The 16,148-nt window shown below is 37.3% G+C and carries 18 protein-coding genes, 1 tRNA gene and 2 pseudogenes; 13 read left to right on the forward strand and 8 right to left on the reverse strand.

Annotated features, from left to right (window positions below):
- The first annotated feature begins 97 nt into the window (after positions 1–97).
- Genes AMDU4_RS01895 through AMDU4_RS01905 form a run of 3 tightly spaced genes read left to right on the forward strand, consistent with a single transcriptional unit; the run spans position 98 to position 2,877 of the window.
- Positions 98–826 (forward strand): asparagine synthase C-terminal domain-containing protein, encoded by a 729-nt coding sequence (locus AMDU4_RS01895; protein ID WP_021786283.1) that lies wholly within the window; start codon positions 98–100, stop codon positions 824–826.
- A gap of 41 nt (positions 827–867) precedes the next feature.
- Complete coding sequence (locus AMDU4_RS01900; RefSeq protein WP_021786284.1) at positions 868–1,641, forward strand: S-methyl-5'-thioadenosine phosphorylase; 774 nt, start codon at positions 868–870, stop codon at positions 1,639–1,641.
- A 6-nt stretch (positions 1,642–1,647) separates the two neighbouring features.
- Positions 1,648–2,877 carry an MBL fold metallo-hydrolase gene (locus AMDU4_RS01905; RefSeq protein WP_021786285.1) on the forward strand — a complete coding sequence of 410 codons (1,230 nt, stop codon included), beginning with the start codon at positions 1,648–1,650 and terminating at the stop codon, positions 2,875–2,877.
- A gap of 1 nt (position 2,878) precedes the next feature.
- Here AMDU4_RS01905 and AMDU4_RS01910 read toward each other — a convergent pair whose 3' ends face one another.
- The gene (locus tag AMDU4_RS01910) at positions 2,879–3,589 is read right to left on the reverse strand and encodes a J domain-containing protein (RefSeq protein ID WP_021786286.1); all 711 of its coding nucleotides are present in this window, start codon (positions 3,587–3,589) and stop codon (positions 2,879–2,881) included.
- A 91-nt stretch (positions 3,590–3,680) separates the two neighbouring features.
- On the opposite strand from AMDU4_RS01910, the gene AMDU4_RS01915 reads away from it, so the two are divergent.
- The 4 genes from AMDU4_RS01915 (at position 3,681) to AMDU4_RS01930 (ending at position 5,362) form a co-directional block, all read left to right on the forward strand.
- Positions 3,681–3,755 (forward strand) — tRNA-Arg (locus AMDU4_RS01915).
- Between the two features lie 253 nt (positions 3,756–4,008).
- Positions 4,009–4,863, forward strand: a complete 855-nt coding sequence (locus AMDU4_RS01920) for a hypothetical protein (RefSeq protein ID WP_021786288.1) — start codon at positions 4,009–4,011, stop codon at positions 4,861–4,863.
- On the forward strand, positions 4,860–5,081 hold the full coding sequence (locus tag AMDU4_RS01925) for a hypothetical protein (RefSeq protein ID WP_021786289.1): 222 nt from the start codon (positions 4,860–4,862) through the stop codon (positions 5,079–5,081). The genes AMDU4_RS01920 and AMDU4_RS01925 overlap by 4 nt, the downstream gene beginning before the upstream one ends.
- A gap of 50 nt (positions 5,082–5,131) precedes the next feature.
- Entirely contained in the window at positions 5,132–5,362 is a 231-nt protein-coding gene (locus tag AMDU4_RS01930) for a hypothetical protein (RefSeq protein WP_021786290.1), read from the forward strand.
- A gap of 8 nt (positions 5,363–5,370) precedes the next feature.
- On the opposite strand, the pseudogene AMDU4_RS01935 reads toward AMDU4_RS01930, so the two are convergent.
- Positions 5,371–5,599: pseudogene (locus AMDU4_RS01935) on the reverse strand (IS1634 family transposase); the annotation flags it as partial.
- Between the two features lie 49 nt (positions 5,600–5,648).
- On the opposite strand from AMDU4_RS01935, the gene AMDU4_RS01940 reads away from it, so the two are divergent.
- Positions 5,649–5,828, forward strand: a complete 180-nt coding sequence (locus tag AMDU4_RS01940; RefSeq protein ID WP_021786291.1) for a hypothetical protein — start codon at positions 5,649–5,651, stop codon at positions 5,826–5,828.
- On the opposite strand, the pseudogene AMDU4_RS14115 reads toward AMDU4_RS01940, so the two are convergent.
- Positions 5,763–5,993 (reverse strand): annotated as a pseudogene (locus tag AMDU4_RS14115) (zinc ribbon domain-containing protein); the annotation flags it as partial. The gene AMDU4_RS01940 and the pseudogene AMDU4_RS14115 overlap by 66 nt on opposite strands.
- A 452-nt stretch (positions 5,994–6,445) precedes the next feature.
- Between AMDU4_RS14115 and AMDU4_RS01945 the strand changes: the two are divergent.
- The gene (locus AMDU4_RS01945) at positions 6,446–7,045 is read left to right on the forward strand and encodes a 2,3-diphosphoglycerate-dependent phosphoglycerate mutase (RefSeq protein ID WP_021786292.1); all 600 of its coding nucleotides are present in this window, start codon (positions 6,446–6,448) and stop codon (positions 7,043–7,045) included.
- On the opposite strand, the gene AMDU4_RS01950 is transcribed toward AMDU4_RS01945, so the two are convergent.
- Positions 7,042–8,280, reverse strand: coding sequence for an MFS transporter (locus tag AMDU4_RS01950; RefSeq protein WP_021786293.1), 1,239 nt, complete (start codon positions 8,278–8,280; stop codon positions 7,042–7,044). The two genes, AMDU4_RS01945 and AMDU4_RS01950, sit on opposite strands and share 4 nt — an antisense overlap.
- Before the next feature lie 31 nt (positions 8,281–8,311).
- The gene (locus AMDU4_RS01955) at positions 8,312–8,974 is read right to left on the reverse strand and encodes a DedA family protein (protein ID WP_021786294.1); all 663 of its coding nucleotides are present in this window, start codon (positions 8,972–8,974) and stop codon (positions 8,312–8,314) included.
- A gap of 102 nt (positions 8,975–9,076) precedes the next feature.
- On the opposite strand from AMDU4_RS01955, the gene AMDU4_RS01960 reads away from it, so the two are divergent.
- The 3 genes from AMDU4_RS01960 to hemB all read left to right on the forward strand — a co-directional run bounded on the left by AMDU4_RS01960 (position 9,077) and on the right by hemB (position 11,846).
- The gene (locus AMDU4_RS01960; protein WP_021786295.1) at positions 9,077–10,012 is read left to right on the forward strand and encodes a D-glycerate dehydrogenase; all 936 of its coding nucleotides are present in this window, start codon (positions 9,077–9,079) and stop codon (positions 10,010–10,012) included.
- 22 nt (positions 10,013–10,034) lie between these two features.
- Entirely contained in the window at positions 10,035–10,754 is a 720-nt protein-coding gene (queC, locus tag AMDU4_RS01965; protein ID WP_021786296.1) for a 7-cyano-7-deazaguanine synthase QueC, read from the forward strand.
- Positions 10,755–10,877: 123 nt separating this feature from the next.
- Complete coding sequence (gene hemB / locus AMDU4_RS01970) at positions 10,878–11,846, forward strand: porphobilinogen synthase (RefSeq protein ID WP_021786297.1); 969 nt, start codon at positions 10,878–10,880, stop codon at positions 11,844–11,846.
- Here hemB and AMDU4_RS01975 read toward each other — a convergent pair.
- A complete protein-coding gene (locus AMDU4_RS01975; protein ID WP_021786298.1) occupies positions 11,776–13,629 on the reverse strand; it encodes a hypothetical protein in 1,854 nt (617 codons plus the stop codon). The two genes, hemB and AMDU4_RS01975, sit on opposite strands and share 71 nt — an antisense overlap.
- A gap of 1 nt (position 13,630) precedes the next feature.
- Positions 13,631–14,407 (reverse strand): GtrA family protein, encoded by a 777-nt coding sequence (locus AMDU4_RS01980; RefSeq protein ID WP_021786299.1) that lies wholly within the window; start codon positions 14,405–14,407, stop codon positions 13,631–13,633.
- A 114-nt stretch (positions 14,408–14,521) separates the two neighbouring features.
- On the opposite strand from AMDU4_RS01980, the gene AMDU4_RS01985 reads away from it, so the two are divergent.
- The gene (locus AMDU4_RS01985) at positions 14,522–15,667 is read left to right on the forward strand and encodes a cytochrome P450 (protein WP_021786300.1); all 1,146 of its coding nucleotides are present in this window, start codon (positions 14,522–14,524) and stop codon (positions 15,665–15,667) included.
- 39 nt (positions 15,668–15,706) lie between these two features.
- Here AMDU4_RS01985 and AMDU4_RS01990 read toward each other — a convergent pair whose 3' ends face one another.
- Positions 15,707–16,033 carry a hypothetical protein gene (locus AMDU4_RS01990; RefSeq protein ID WP_021786301.1) on the reverse strand — a complete coding sequence of 109 codons (327 nt, stop codon included), beginning with the start codon at positions 16,031–16,033 and terminating at the stop codon, positions 15,707–15,709.
- Positions 16,034–16,148 lie beyond the last annotated feature (115 nt).

The raw sequence follows: 16,148 nt of genomic DNA on the forward strand, positions 1-16,148 counted from the left end.
TATAAACAATTCGTTGATCAATATCTGTGAATTCCATGCAACGCTAAGAAAAATGGACAACCTTAAGTTTAAATAATCATTATCAATAATTGTGTATATGCAGAATATAGTGGACGATGTTTATGAAGAATTAAAGGCTGCAGTTGAAAAAACAGCCGGAAAACCCTGTGCCATAGCCTATTCAGGGGGTCTTGACAGCTCACTTCTGCTAGCCATTTCAGATTATAAATACATACCATATACCCTCGGATTCTCTGATTCAAGAGATATAGAGAATGTTGATGATGCATCAATGATTTTAAAACTCCAGGTAAAAAAAATAATACTGGACGATATGGACATACAAAGCTATATAGATCAGCTGTTAAAAATCGACCCAAAAATCACCAGAATGGAGATGGGATACGAACTAGTGCTTTTCATTTTAATGGATTTTATACCAGAAAAATATGTTGTGACAGGACAGGGCGCAGATGAAATATTTTATGGGTACAGAAGATTTATTGACAATCCAAGGCTCAAAAACGATACTTACATGAACAGGCTTTTCAATGTTACACTCCCAAGGGAAAGAAAAATGGCAGAATACTATGACAAGGAACTTATAACTCCATACCTCTCTCCGGGAATTATGAGGATCAGGCACAATATAACTAGGGAGAATAATATACAGGGAAACAGGAACAAGATAATTCTCAGGGAAATAGCCCAGAAGGTTGCACTGCCGGAAGAGATATACAACCGGAGCAAAACGGCAGCCCAGTATGGTTCGGGCATAAATAAATATCTTTTAAGGCAGTCGGATAAAATATATAGAAATGAATAAATATTATTGAATGATATAGTATATAATCAATGGGATAAGCAATGACTTACATAGGAATAATAGGAGGCAGTGGTCTTTACAGTATAATGGAAACCCGGAAAACAATGGATGTGGATACACCATATGGAAAACCATCGGCACCACTTGAAATTGGTGAAATAAATGGTGTTGAAGTAGCGTTTTTGCCAAGGCACGGGAAAAAGCATACAGTACCCCCTCACATGGTTAATTACAAAGCAAATATTTTCGCCCTTCATAAGGTTGGCGTTGAGAGGATCATAGGTCTTAATGCAGTAGGTTCTTTGAAGGATGAATATAAACCAGGAGATATAGTAATACCTGACCAGTTTATAGATTTCACCAAGCGCAGGGAACTTACATATTATAATGGACCTGATGTTTACCATATTTCAATGGCAGACCCATTCTGCAACGATATAAGTGCAAAGGCTTATGAAACAGGCAAAAGTCTGTCATTTCCGGTCCATAAAAATGGTGCATACCTCTGCATAGAGGGTCCAAGATTCTCCACAAGGGCTGAATCAAAAATGTTCAGAAATTTTGCCGATATTATAGGGATGACACTGGTCCCTGAAATAAACCTCGCAGCTGAACTGTCAATGTGCTACGGCATGCTGGCAACTGTTACAGATTATGATGCATGGAAGGATGAAGCGGTAGAAGCTTCAGATGTTATGCAGATAATGAAGGAAAGCGAGGAAAAGGTATCAAAAATGTTATATAATTTAGTTCCAGAAATTAACGGTCAAAGGAATTGCAAATGTTCTTTGAGATTAGAAAATGCAAAAGCGTGATATAAAATGAAAATAAAATTTCTCGGCGGAGCCGAAGAAGTCGGAAGACTAGCAATAAAGATAGAGGATAAGCAGAGCAAGATAATGATAGACTATGGAATAGAGCCTGAAAAACCACCGGAATACCCACTTCCACCTGAAAAGGTGAATGACATATTCCTGACACATGCCCATCTGGATCATACCGGGGCACTGCCGGTTTATTACCATAGTTTTCAGGCAAATTTCCATGCCACAGCGATGACTGCGAACAGTATAAAGCCCATACTTATGGACTCACTGAAAATCATGAGGCTTGAGAACTACACTAAAATGTTCAACGAAGAGGATGTTGATAACCTTTTCAAGTCCATGATGACTGCAAAATATGAACAGCCATTTCAGGTAGATAACCTTACAGCCGTGGCACATAGTGCGGGACACATACCCGGATCGACAATGTGGTGGTTCCAGGACTCTAAATCATTCATGATTACAGGAGACCTGTATACAAGAGACACAAATCTATTATACGGTGCAAAGCCCGTAAAGACGGATACACTTATAATGGAAAGCACATATGCTGGAAGAGACCATGAAGACCGTGATGAGGTAATACAGAGGTTAAAGGAAAGTATAAAGGAAACCGTAGAAAACGGTGGAAAGGTAATACTTCCAACCTTTGCCATAGGAAGAACACAGGAGATGATCATGACCCTGAAGGACATGGATTATAGAATCTATGTGGATGGCATGGGAAACAGGATATCCGGAATATATATGGACACACCCGGATTCCTTAAGGACCCAAAGATGTTCAGAAAGTCCCTGGGTCGTGTAATACAGGTGAGAAACAACAGAATGAGGCAGGAAGCCATAAGGGAGGCAGATGTAATTATAACAACTTCCGGTATGCTCGATGGAGGGCCGGTTCTTGGATATATAGATGCCTTTGCCGAAGATCCAAAATCTGCAATATTCCTTACTGGATACCAGGTAGATGGAACAAATGGAAGGAGCCTTATAGAGAATGGAACAATACAGATAGCAGGTGCAACCATAAAACCTGCAATGAAGATAGATTTCTTTGACCTTTCTGCACATGCCGGGCATTCTGACCTTGTAAAATTTGTTAAGGCCGTTGATCCCGAAACCATAGTATTATGCCATGGCGATCAGAGAGAAAAACTGCAGGAATCATTACCAGAGTACAAATTCATTCTGCCATTTAACGGGCATGAGTTTGAAGTTAAATAATCTACCTGTAGTATTTTTTATATAATTTTTCATAGGCATAATTTATATTTTTCATTTTTTCAGAATAATCTTCCTCATTTTCAGGCGTTGTCAGGTCTGGATGATATACCTTTGCCATTTTTCTGTATGCATTTTTAATTGCTTCAGGATTATTGGTTGGTTCAATTTCCAGTATTTTAAATAATTTTTCGTCCTCGTTTTCTCCCTGTTCCGAGACGCTTTCCCTGTAATTCTCCTTATCTATGTATTCATAAAAAACATATCCTTCCTTTATAGCCATACCATACTTCCCGGCTGCCTCAATGAGTGTTTCTGCAACCTTTTTGGCAATTTTACGCTTAAGAGTATTGTCAATAAATATATGTGCAAAGGATTTATGTCCATCATTATTGTGATAATAGCAAAGTATTATCCCATTGTTGATTTTATCTGAGAGGCTGAATGTCCACTGTGTGTCACCGAACTTGTCGAAAACACTCTGCCTGAAAAGCACTTTTCTCTGCATAATATTTCCATTTACAGATATTTTTGCTATCTTCTTTCCGTTGTAAATTATTGAATCATCTGAAATCCAGTATAAAAATATATACTGGTAAACCTTTTTCCCCTTGAAACCGGAAAGGTCATTGTCGAAGAAAAGTCTGTGATTCTGTTTCTTAATTTTTTCAGGTTTGCCAAAATCGAAGAATGGTATGTCTTCAGGTACCGCCATAGGAGTTAGTCATCAGGGCATACTATAAAAATTTGCAGCCTTATGAATTATTCATAGAAATACTTATATTATATCCTAAAATATTGGAAGCGGGCTCGTGGCCTAGTATGGATAAGGCACCGTCCTTCTAAGTCGGTGATCGTGGGTCCAAATCCCACCGAGCCCGCTGTACATGAAGTACAAATAAGGTTTTATAACATTTTTTCCCTCTGAAACCGTATATAATATACATTTTATCACGATGGTCATCTCTGAAACAATTACATGTCTTATGCTGTTTGTATATCTTCTATGTGGCAACATTCCGTGTAGGTCATTGTTATCTCTTCCCATAATAAATAATACAAATGGTTTTCCAATAAATTATTTATCAATATTACTATCAAAATTTATATATATATTCATGTATTAATATCATTATGGATCGAAAAACTATTATAGCATTTTCATTTGCTACTATTATGGTAGCTGCTGGCCTTGTAGGATTGGTTTACTATAACCCAGAAATCCATAGTGATAATTATAATCATATAAATATACCCAAATTAGGGCATTATGTTCATGAATATAATTTAAAGGATACAGGCAGTGTAAGCCACAGAAACACATTTAGAAATGAAACACCTGCAACAAATGGAAGCAATACAACAGGCAATAACACAATAATTATGAATTATACATTATATAGGGGAAATAATAATGTAACTGGAGAACTTTTAAATGTTTACGTTAATGGAAAATTGGAACATAGATCATTACTAATCAACAGTACAGAATTAAATAATAATTTTACAGTGGTACCGTTATATTCTAAATCTGGAAACTATAATGTAACTGTATTAAATACCAATACTACCAATACTACCAATACTACCAATAATACCAATAATACCAATAATACCAATAATACGAACGCAACAGGCAATAATCCTAATGTATATGTAGATCTTCAGGCAATATATTCATTAGGTAGTGGAGGAGAGGCACTTGCATTTAACCAGGAAATGACATATGTGTTATTGTATGTACTAGGTGTTGGCGTAGCCATATCCGCTTTTGCGACCGCTGGTTTGGTGGCACTGATAATAGGTATAGGTATGGGTACAATTCTCCTATACGATGAATTGGGTGGGGGAAATGGTGTGTTTTTCTTTACGCATACAGGTATATTATATCAATATGCATGGATAAATTCACCATATAATCAGGTCCCAAATGATCTTAAAAATTACGGGTCATCCCCTGTAATTTTATATAGTGGTGATTTACAATGAAGAATAAGATGCCAATGAAATATAGAATAATTCTTGTTATTTTATCATTGCCATTGATGATTATGCCGTTGGTCTCACTCCTTACACCCTATAATTTGCTGATAAATCCATTATTTGAGAATGGTATGTTATTCTCTATATGCGCATTCATGTGTGTAGATATATATGGAATGTATGTTGCATCAAAACTAAATAAAAATGGAGAAACCACAAAATGATCTTAAAATTACTGGCCATCCCCTATAACTTTATACAATGGTGATTTACAATGAACAATAAGATGCCACGGAAATATCTAATAATAGGTGTAATTTTAATATTGCCGGAGGAGATTGTATGGTTGGGCTCACTTCTTACTCCATACAATTTGATTGGACATCCGTTATTTGTTTATGGTGCAATGTTTTCTTTATTTTGTGCCGTTGGTGTGGATATATATGGAATGTATTTTGCATCAAAACTAAATAAAAAAGGAATAAGTCACAAAAATGAGTTTTAGAATTATATTTAATCCTTAACCTTCCTTTTTTTACGTAATAGGTCGAGATTTATCTTTAGAATTGACACCAAATCATCTACTTCCTTTGGTATCTTACTCATGGTCTCTCCTTTCTCACTCTATAAACCTTTATCCTGGAAGTATCAATATGACAGTCATGACGCTACATTTCCTATCTATCATATTCAGTATCCGAAAATGAAGGTACAGCGACAGCAGGTTCATGAACATGTAAGAGAGAGCATTTGATCATAGCATTATTAATCCAGCACAATATATAAATTCTATGGGAAATAAAGATAAGGAAACTATACCGTTCTCGAAAGATTATGCAATCTTATGCACTACCTCAGTCAGATCTGATCCAGAAACATTAGGCATGCTTCTGGTGTACAGGTATTCACCCATCATAGATGGCAAAGAGATTACCGAACAGATCAAGACCATGGGGGGTTATAGCCAGTAACACTAACCTGTCCCTCTCATAGTCTTGATTACAGGTTTCACATCTGAATATCTTCCAGATTGGGTGCTTTATTTTTTCACCAGACAGGGGGCATTCTGAGGAAGTCCATCCTGAATTCACATATATACTGCCCTTTTTCTGCGATTTGTACTCTATCATCTTCTGGAATTCATTATAACACTATCTGTTGAGGTAAGTTCTGAGTTTTTTGGTATGAGGTTTCGTAAATTTCCTTATGTTTTTCTAATAATATTTTACTTTAACTGTCATGACACCCCTATCATGATCGATAATTTCAAACTTAAAAGAGCCTATGAAAGCTTCAGTGTATTGATAGATGCACTGAAACGTAAATACCGTATACCATGACTTTTGAATCTTATAAATAAAAAAAAATCCAGCTTCCTTCCTGGGGGTTAATTAGAATTGTTTGATTATTGGCAATCTCATACAGACATTCAGTGAAAAATATAAATGCACAAAATCAGGCATAAATTTAGGCACGATTTATCGGTCTATTTTTTCGTTTAAAATGGAAACAATTATGGAATTACAGTATATGTGGGTACGGTAACATTCTTTAAACATATTTATTAATAGCTAATTTATCCATGTCTATGAACTCATACATATTTATCAGACATGGTGAAAGCAACATAAACGTGGCAAAAATACTATCGGATGATGTAGATGACAATACACTCACAGACACTGGTAAAAAACAGGCGGAACGGACTGCTCAACAGTTAAGTGGACTTAAATTTGATGGAATAGTGAGCAGTCCCATTAAGAGAGCCTACGACACCGCTAACATCATTTCAAAGTATGTGGGATTAGATATTAGTATTGATGACAGGCTAAAGGAGGTTTACCTTGGCAAGGCACAGGGACATAGTATTAACGAATTTTTGGATAGTCTCTACCCAAATTCACATATAACAGGCAATATCAGGGAAACACTTGGCATGGAAACCTGGGAACATCTCCAGGAACGTGTGAAATCCTGTATGGATGATTATAAAGGGAAATACATATTTGTTTCTCATTCAGATCCCATAAGGGCTATAGCTTCATATTACCTCGGATTTTCTGAGGGAGAAAGCTTTGGGATGGCCATTAAGAATGCATCAATGACCGTTGTTGGGAAAGAACCTATGAAATTATTATGCCTTGGTGCTATAAACCTAGATGAAAAAATAAAATCCGTATTTTCTTAATTTACTTTTGCATGATGTTTTCTGCCACCAGAACTTTTGTCAGGATGCCAGGTTTTAACCATAACGTAGTAAAGGACTCCACCAATGGCCTGTATACTACCCCCAATTATCAATGGAAATGCAAGATTAATATCCATAAGATAACCGGATGCACCCGTTGTGAGCTGAGAGCCTCTGCCTGAAACTCCCTGTAGTGATGTGGAAGTACCATAATCTTCCTTATCTATGCCTCTAACGTTTATTGCACCTCTCATTGGGGCGCCTATTCCGGCTACTGCCATTCTTCCCACATATATGGCAGCGGCAATTAGCAGAAAAGGTGTAAAGGCTATTACAATAAATAAGGCTCCCTGAAGTATATGTGCTATAGATGCCATTTTGAGAGAATCAATGTTGCCATTAATATATCTGCCTGAAACAAAGGAACCTATTGCCGTGGAGATGTATGCCACAGTATATATATACCCAATCATCCCCGGATCTATATGGAATTTTAATGCAAAGAAAAGGGGAAGCAGGGGCATTGCTATTCCGATGGCGGCGGCATTTACGCTGTTTGGCAGTAGAATCCGTATAAGATACTTGAAACTGGCTTTTTTCATTATTCTGGTAGTTTTTTTCGGCCTTCTGTACTCATGTAGCCTTGACAGGGCTATAAGTGATCCAAGAATGAGCAGAAATGATACTATGAAGAAAAGCCGGTAAAATCCAAGAACGCCTATTATGTTCGATATGAACCCATATAGTGCCATGAATAATCCGCCAAAGATCGAAAAGAAGGATGCCGTGGCTGTAAGGAGGGAAATCCTGTCAACACGCTCACTCTCTCCAGGATAATTGTTTGCGACAAAAGCCATCATGCCAGGTGAAAATGCCCCTCTCATTCCACCTGCCCCACCGGTTATTCCTGCTATTATAGCACCTATTGCTATGATATATATATTAGTGGATATGGAGAGCATCAATAGGCCTACAACTGGAAATGCTTCACTGATAAACAGTATTTTGGAATATCCTATAGTATCTCCGAGTCTGCCCAGAATCAATACAAGAACTACATTAAATAATATTATTGGAATATAAATCAGACTTATGAAAATTAGAGAAAAATGAAGGAAGTGAAGATATAAAGGAAGGGCAAGAGTAACAAATATTAGAGCTGAACTCCTCATTGCTCTTGAAATAAGCAAATAACGAAAAGACTTATTTACTATGTTTGCAGAGTCAGAAAACATATAATTCCTATAGTGTTTATTAGTATATTATTTATTTGTCTAACTTTATGCCCTTATTCCTGTTCTTTAGAATTCTGAATATAAAATACACTATAACCACCATAAATGCTGCCCCACCCACATATGAAAGTTCTGTAAAGTACTTCAGAAGAACTTTCCAGTTAGACCCAAATAATATTCCTAGATATATAAGGACAATATTATACATAATATCACCAGTGAGTGTATACAGTGAAAATTTCCTGAAGTCCATGGTAGCTATTCCTGCAGGTATTGATATAAAAGTACGGAGGACAGGCAAGAATCTTGTTGTGAAAACTGAGATGTCACCATATCTGTTAAACCACATCTTTGTTCTGTCAATAGTATCACTTTTAAGGAAGAAGTATTTGCCATATCTTAATATGAAGGGGTCTCCGCCATATTTTCCAATCCAGTATGCTATCCATGCCCCTATAAGATCACCTATAGAACCTGCAAGTAGAAGAAGTATAACAGAAAAATACGATCCAAATGGATCAAGTAATCCATAAAAAGCCAGATATCCAGAAAACGTCATGACAACCTCAGATGGGACCGGTAATAACATTCCTTCAAGGAGCATCAGAAAAAATACACCTAAAAGCCCCATTTTAATGATTATTATCTCAACGAATTTAACAAGTTCTATTGTAATTGGTGTAAGTAAGCTCAATTTATTAGGTACATTTATACCATATAATTAATCTTTACGTTAATAAAAGATAAATAATTAATCCATGGAAAATTCTTTATTGCCTTTGCTAATTATTGTTCTATGTACAACGTTATTGCCACAAGACATATACCCGGAAATTATCTTGCCAGTGAGAAGAATATTCAAGTCGAATTTTTTCCTGGAACGGGTGATATGAGGGAATGGATACTTTCTAACATAGAAAATGCTGAGGGGATGCTCATAACACTTAATGAAAAAATAGATAAGGAAATAATAGACAGAGGAAGAAAATTAAAGGTCATAAGCACTTATAGCGTAGGTTATGACCACATAGATGTTGACTACGCCAGGGAAAGGGGGATAATGGTGACATATACACCTGAGGTTCTTACAGATGCCACAGCAGATCTAATTTTTGGGATTATGATTGCTGTTGCCAGGAATATTGTATCAGGAAATAACCTTATCCGGGAAAATGGCTGGAAAGCAGGATGGAATCCCACATTCATGCTTGGCAGCGAAATACATGGAAAAACACTGGGAATAATAGGCATGGGAAGAATAGGGAAAGCCCTTGTTAAAAGGGCATCCGGTTTTGATATGAATATTATATACTATAGCAGGCACAGGCATGATGTTGCTGCTGATTTCACCAGTCTTGATTCCCTGCTTTCCCAATCAGATTATGTGGCAATAGCACTTGACCTGAACGAGGAAACATACCATTTTATTGACTATGCAAAATTATCAAAGATGAAGAAAACAGCATTTCTCATAAATGGCACAAGAGGCAAAATTGTAGACGAATACGATCTGGCAAGGGCATTGAAAGAGGGCATTATTAGGGGAGCTGCCCTTGATGTTTTCGAAAGTGAGCCCGTGACAAATTCAAACCCACTTCTCGCATTTCCCAATGTTGTTGCCACGCCACACCTGGGAAGTGCAACATATGAAACCAGAGACAAAATGGCTGAAACTGCTGTAACAAACCTGGTAAATGTGCTCAATGGCAGGGAACCTCTATATAAATTATAATACCTTTCCATAATTATCCTCCATGGAAAACAGAAAGGCTGTTGTATTAATTTCAGGTGGGCTTGACTCTCCGACTGTACTGGCATATGCAATAGATAGTGGTTACACTGTTTATCCTTTGAGCTTTGATTACGGCCAGAGACATATAAGAGAATTAAGGAGCTCTGAGGAAATATGCAGGCACTATGGATTGAAACTCAAGAAAATTAGCATGGATATGAAGCAAATAGGTGGATCTGCACTCACCGATAACATAAAAGTTCCTGAACGGGATATGGAAAATATTGAAAAGGAAATACCGGTCACCTATGTTCCGGCAAGAAATACCACATTTCTGGCACTTGCAGCTGCATACGGGGAAACCATAGAGGCTTCTTCTATCTTTATAGGTGCAAATGCAATAGATTATTCCGGATACCCGGACTGCAGACCCGAATTCTTTAACTCCATGGAGAAAACCCTGAATCTTGGCACTGAATATGGCATAGAAAAGGGATTCAGGATAAGGGTGCCCTTACAATACCTAACAAAGGCAGATATAGTAAGGCTGGGCAGAAAACTTGGAGTTCCTTATCATCTTACATGGTCATGTTACAATGGAAGAGAAAAGGCATGTGGGAAATGTGATTCCTGCATACTGCGGTTGAAAGGGTTCATGGAAGCAAATGATTTCGACGATGTAGAATATGAGGCATATCCGGAATTCTATGAAAAATATCTTAAATTGAATGGAAAACTCTAATCCTGGAATGCTTTATTTCAAAAATGAAATGATATTGATTTAATTCCAGCCAATTTTATACTGTTTTATATACTCTTATCGTAATTGAAAATATTTAATTAGCAATTAACCATATTTATGCTTATGTTTCCAGTTGAACGAATGAGAAGATACAGATTAAATAGCAATATAAGGGATATCTTCACCGAAACCTCCATAAATCCTGACAAGCTCATAATGCCTGTGTTTGTGGATGAGACAGCAAAAAGTAAAACTGCAATAAAATCCATGCCAGGCATATACAGATATTCATTGAAGGAATATGAAAAATATATAGGGCATTTAGAGGATATAGGTGTGAAAAATATCATACTTTTTGGAATTCCTGCACAAAAAGACTCCTCAGGGACAGCATCCTATGACCATAATGGCATAGTACAGAAAGCCATCAGATCAGCAAAGGCCAATACAAAATTGAATGTTATAGCCGACTTGTGCCTGTGCGAGTATACGGATACTGGGCACTGTGGAATAATATCCAATGGATATGTGGACAACGATAAAACACTTGATATCTATGGAAAAGAGGCTATAAGCTATGCCGAAGCGGGCGTGGACATCATTGCTCCATCTGGAATGATGGACGGCCAGGTAGGAACCATACGCAAAGCCCTGGACACCAGTGGATACATTAATACAATTATTATGGCATACAGCTCCAAATTCGCCTCCAATCTCTATGGGCCTTTCAGGGATGCTGCCGATTCCGCCCCACAATTCGGTGACAGAAAGAGCTACCAGATGGATTACAGAAATGGAGATGAGGCCATGAATGAAATAAGCCTTGACATAAAGGAAGGGGCAGATATAATAATGGTAAAACCTGCTTTATTTTACCTTGACGTGATTTACCGTGCAAAACAACTCTATAAAAAACCCCTGGCAACATATATGGTTAGCGGGGAATACAGCATGATAAAAAATGCGGTATTATCAGGAAGCCTGGCTCCGGATGCCATAAACGAGGCTTTAATTGCACTATTCAGGGCAGGCTCTGATTTAGCGATAACTTATTTTGCGGAGGATTATATAGCAAATCATGGTAGGGCATAACCTTCCATTGGTATATGCTGTATGTTGATGACCCCTGTATTGTGCCATTGTATGCAATCAGATCGATGGTAATATTATCGGGAATTGTTTCACCCCGTACCGGATAAAGTGTTATATTTGTTGTGGCACCCGGAATTAATTTATTTCCCGAATAGTTGAACAGCAGCCCGTTATAGCTGGTTTCGTTTATTATACCCCTGAAATATATATTCTCGGATTTTTTGCCCGTATATGCAACACTCACAAATATCTTTTTTACCTTTCCATGAAACAAATCAAGGCTTATAGAATTAACTTTCACATTTTCTTCCGGATGCACCCCGAAATAGGCTCCAACAACAAGGATAGCAATCAGTATGGCAAGAGCATAGGTTGCATAGTGCCTGATAATTTTCCTGTTAATGGAAAGTTTTCTGCCATAATCTATGTCCTCTATGGATATTATGGATATAAGAGGCCAGAAAGCCACATAGGTTATGAGAAGCCTGTAATTAAATAAAAGTATCAATACAGGAAATACAAAGAGATCAAATTTCAAGGTGTCATAATGTCTAATATATAGAACAAAAAATGCCACTAATGAAAGCACCATAATAATAGTGAACAGTTGAGGTGGAATATGAACAAAATTAAGGAATGAAAGCTGGGATGGCCCGAATCCTATTCCTATGAGCTTCATTATTTCTGGAGAAAGTATGTCTTTAAAATAGAGTGCTGGAGACCTTATAATGAAATAACCATTGATTAGCATGAATATAAGGAATGCTGACACAGTCCATTTAATGGCTTCAAGAATGCCTTTTTCCCTGTAGATCATATAAAACATGAAGGGAAAAATCAGTGCAGGAAACTGTTTTGCAGATAGGGACAGTCCAAAAAATATCCCGGAGTACGTTGGCTCATTTCTGAAGTAATATGATGCCATCAGGAATACAACCCACACAAGCCCGACCAGTGAAAATGCCGCACTGTAAAGGAATATTACGTTGACAAGCAGTGCCAGCATGGCGTACAGCCCCATCTTTTTGTCATTAAATTTTCTATATATAATAATAAATGGTATGAAAGCCACGGCAGAGATTATAAGGTTTGCAAATTTTCCCACATAGACATATGGTATGTAAATCAGAAATGCCAGTGAAGGATATCCCAGAAGAGTTATGTCTTTCCCGTACATTGTGGGCGTAACATTCAGATCCATATTGAAGCTTTTGAAGTAAAGAAACACGCCAGCTGTGGTTGCAGGATTGTATGGATTTAACCCATGCATGAATTGCATTGCGGAGTAGAGGTCTATCAGAAATTCATCTGTGGGCGCAAATACTGCTAGCATGGCTATTGCTGATACAGCTATAAGGAATGCAGCTGCTATAATAATGTATAATTGTTTTACCCTGTTTTCTATATTTCTTAAGATATCGTAGGAATAAGGGTCTTTATAGAACTTATAGGAAGCAAATATGAGGGATATGGTTGCTACTGCAATAAGGGTATACTTAAAAAATGGATTGGAAATAGCCATCATGATTACCAGATCAGCCTCCAGCATGGTAGAATATACAAAGGCCTGGATGTACAATGGGTTGAATTTATATCTGCCATTGAGGTTGGATATGAGCAGCAATATGAATGCAAATACAAGCAATGTGGTTTCCAGAGCTATGGCAAAAATGTTAAGATACCCGAATAGTCCGAACGCAGCAAAAGCGGAAATAATAAGAACTGTCGCTGTTTCGTTTATTATAATACGCTGTATTCTTTCCATGCTTTCTGTTTTTTCCATATTACCACACTATCATGGTGGCAGTTGTATATGTTATTATGAACGCCACCAGTATGCCAAGGAAATCTGCTACATATATATTGGTTTTATAGTACAGTGCGGAATAGTAAACGCCAAGGTTAGCGCCAAAGCCTATGAGATTGAATAAATTGTATTTTGTGAGCCTCAGGTAAAAATGGCCCCTTCCGTGAAATGTAAATCTATTGTTCAAAACAAAGTTATAGACGATTGAAACCTCTATTGCAGGTATGATGCTCAAAACCCGTCCAAGTGGGACATGAAGGAGTAATAGCATGCCCTCGTTAACAAACACCCCAGAAATCCCTACAATAACATATTTGAACATATTTCCCCGCTTAATTGTGAGGTCAAGGAAATCCTTAAAGCGTATATTTTCAGTGCATTTCAGATTCGTATAGAATGATTTGTACTGAAAGCTGCGGTTTTTTATTAGAAGCACATTTCCCAGTATCATATTTTTTTCCATGTCTGGGATAATATTTTTTGAAAGAAGATAATCATAGGCATTTTTCGAGTAAATTGTGCCGAATGGAAGTATTTTCCCCTTTTTGACCGAAAGTGAGAGTTTTATCAGTATGCCATAGATGAACGCAATAATTCCTTGTCTGCCAAACAGTAATGCCATGTCGTAATTGTTGGAGTAAACATCATGGAGGATATTGTCTGATGTCTCCTTATCCAGCTTCATGCGTGATATGAGGATATAGTCAAAATCATCGCCGTATGACGGTTTGCCATTGTAATATTTCTGAATCATTTATAAAGTGATAGTACAATCCTTTTTATTTTTATTGATTAAATAAAAAATTCAGGGATAATTTCCTCAATTTCTTTATGAGCAATATAATATATGAAATGGCAATATTAAATCATGCATATACCCACTTATAAAGAAGAGCCATTTGAATGGTACCGTGAAATGAGGCAGAATTCACCGGTATTCAGAGAGGGGAATATGATACACATTTTCAAATACAGTGATATTTCCAGAATTCTTTCAGACCATCAGAACTTTTCATCACAGTTCAGGGACCTTCTGGGTGGGGAACTGGCAGAATTGCTTAATGAGAAAACAACACCAAGCATTCTCCTTCTGGATCCACCAATGCATACAACTTTGAGGAACCTTGTCAGTGGTGCATTTACCCCCAGAAGCATAGATCTCTTTGAACCCCGTATAAGGAAAATTGCGGGAAAACTTGTCCACGAAATTGTTGAAAAACATAATTCAGACATAGTTTCAGATCTTTCATACCTGTTGCCCATAACGGTTATCTCAGAGATGATGGGTGTGCCTGAGTCGGATTCCGTATTCTTCCGTGACTGGTCGGATAAGCTTGCCACATCTCTTGGCAGGGGACCTGATATTGAAACACAGAATCAGATGGCGGATTATTTCTATAAGAAGATTGACAGAAACTCTGATAAGAACGATCTTATATCGAGACTGTCCACCATTGAAATGGACGGCAGAAAACTCTCCGACATGGAAATTGCCGGATTTGCAATTCTGCTTCTGGTAGCAGGAAATGAAACCACAACAAATCTCATAACAAATGCCATATTCTCATTATATGAAAATCCAGGCATATACCCCGAAATGAGACAGAATCCCTCCATTATACCATGGGTTGTGGAAGAAACCTTGAGATACCGGTCACCGGTGCAATCAACCAGGAGATATTCTAAAATAGATACAGAGATAGGTGGAGTGGAGATTATTAAAAATGACATACTGGCATTATACCTTGGTTCTGCAAACAGGGATGAGGAGATATTCAGGGAAGGGGATGCATTCAATCCGCACCGGGTTGAAAAAAGGCACATAGCCTTCGGACATGGTGTGCATTTTTGTCTCGGGGCACCACTTGCAAGGCTGGAAGCAAGAATAGCACTAGAGGAATTTTCAAAGGCGGTGCCTTCATACAGTATCATAAAGCCCTCTCCAGATGACCGGATAGACAGTGATATAATGTATGGTTTCAGAAAACTTAATTTAAAAATAAATGAAAATTAGATACCGGGATGAACCGGCAAATAAAAAACTCAATAAAATTTAATTCTCAATTAGATTGAATTTGGCTGAATTGCGTATGCTGTATACATATTCAAGTAGCGCAGGCTTGAAATATCCGTCTATATAATCCAGTATGTCATCCTCGGATTCCCCTGTCTGGACAAAAGCCTGGGCAGCAAGATATGGTATAAGCCTCTTCACATCTGCAATCCTTAGACTGGCATTTTTCCATGTAACAGATATTTGTTTGGCAATTTCCTCCATTCTGACCATAGGTTCCTTTTCTATGTCAGATTTCTGGAAATCATATCTGTTTTCCTTTTTGGCAGGCATTTTTCTTTCTATCTGAGTATTTTCAGTTTCCATACTAAACACCTCCTTAAGCATAAGAGTATTTCATTATAATATTTAAACATTTCCAAAGTATACTATACTATCACACTATTGAAATATTATCATATTGGATAAATACAAATTTCTT

It is taken from the genome of Ferroplasma sp. Type II, assembly GCF_000496155.1.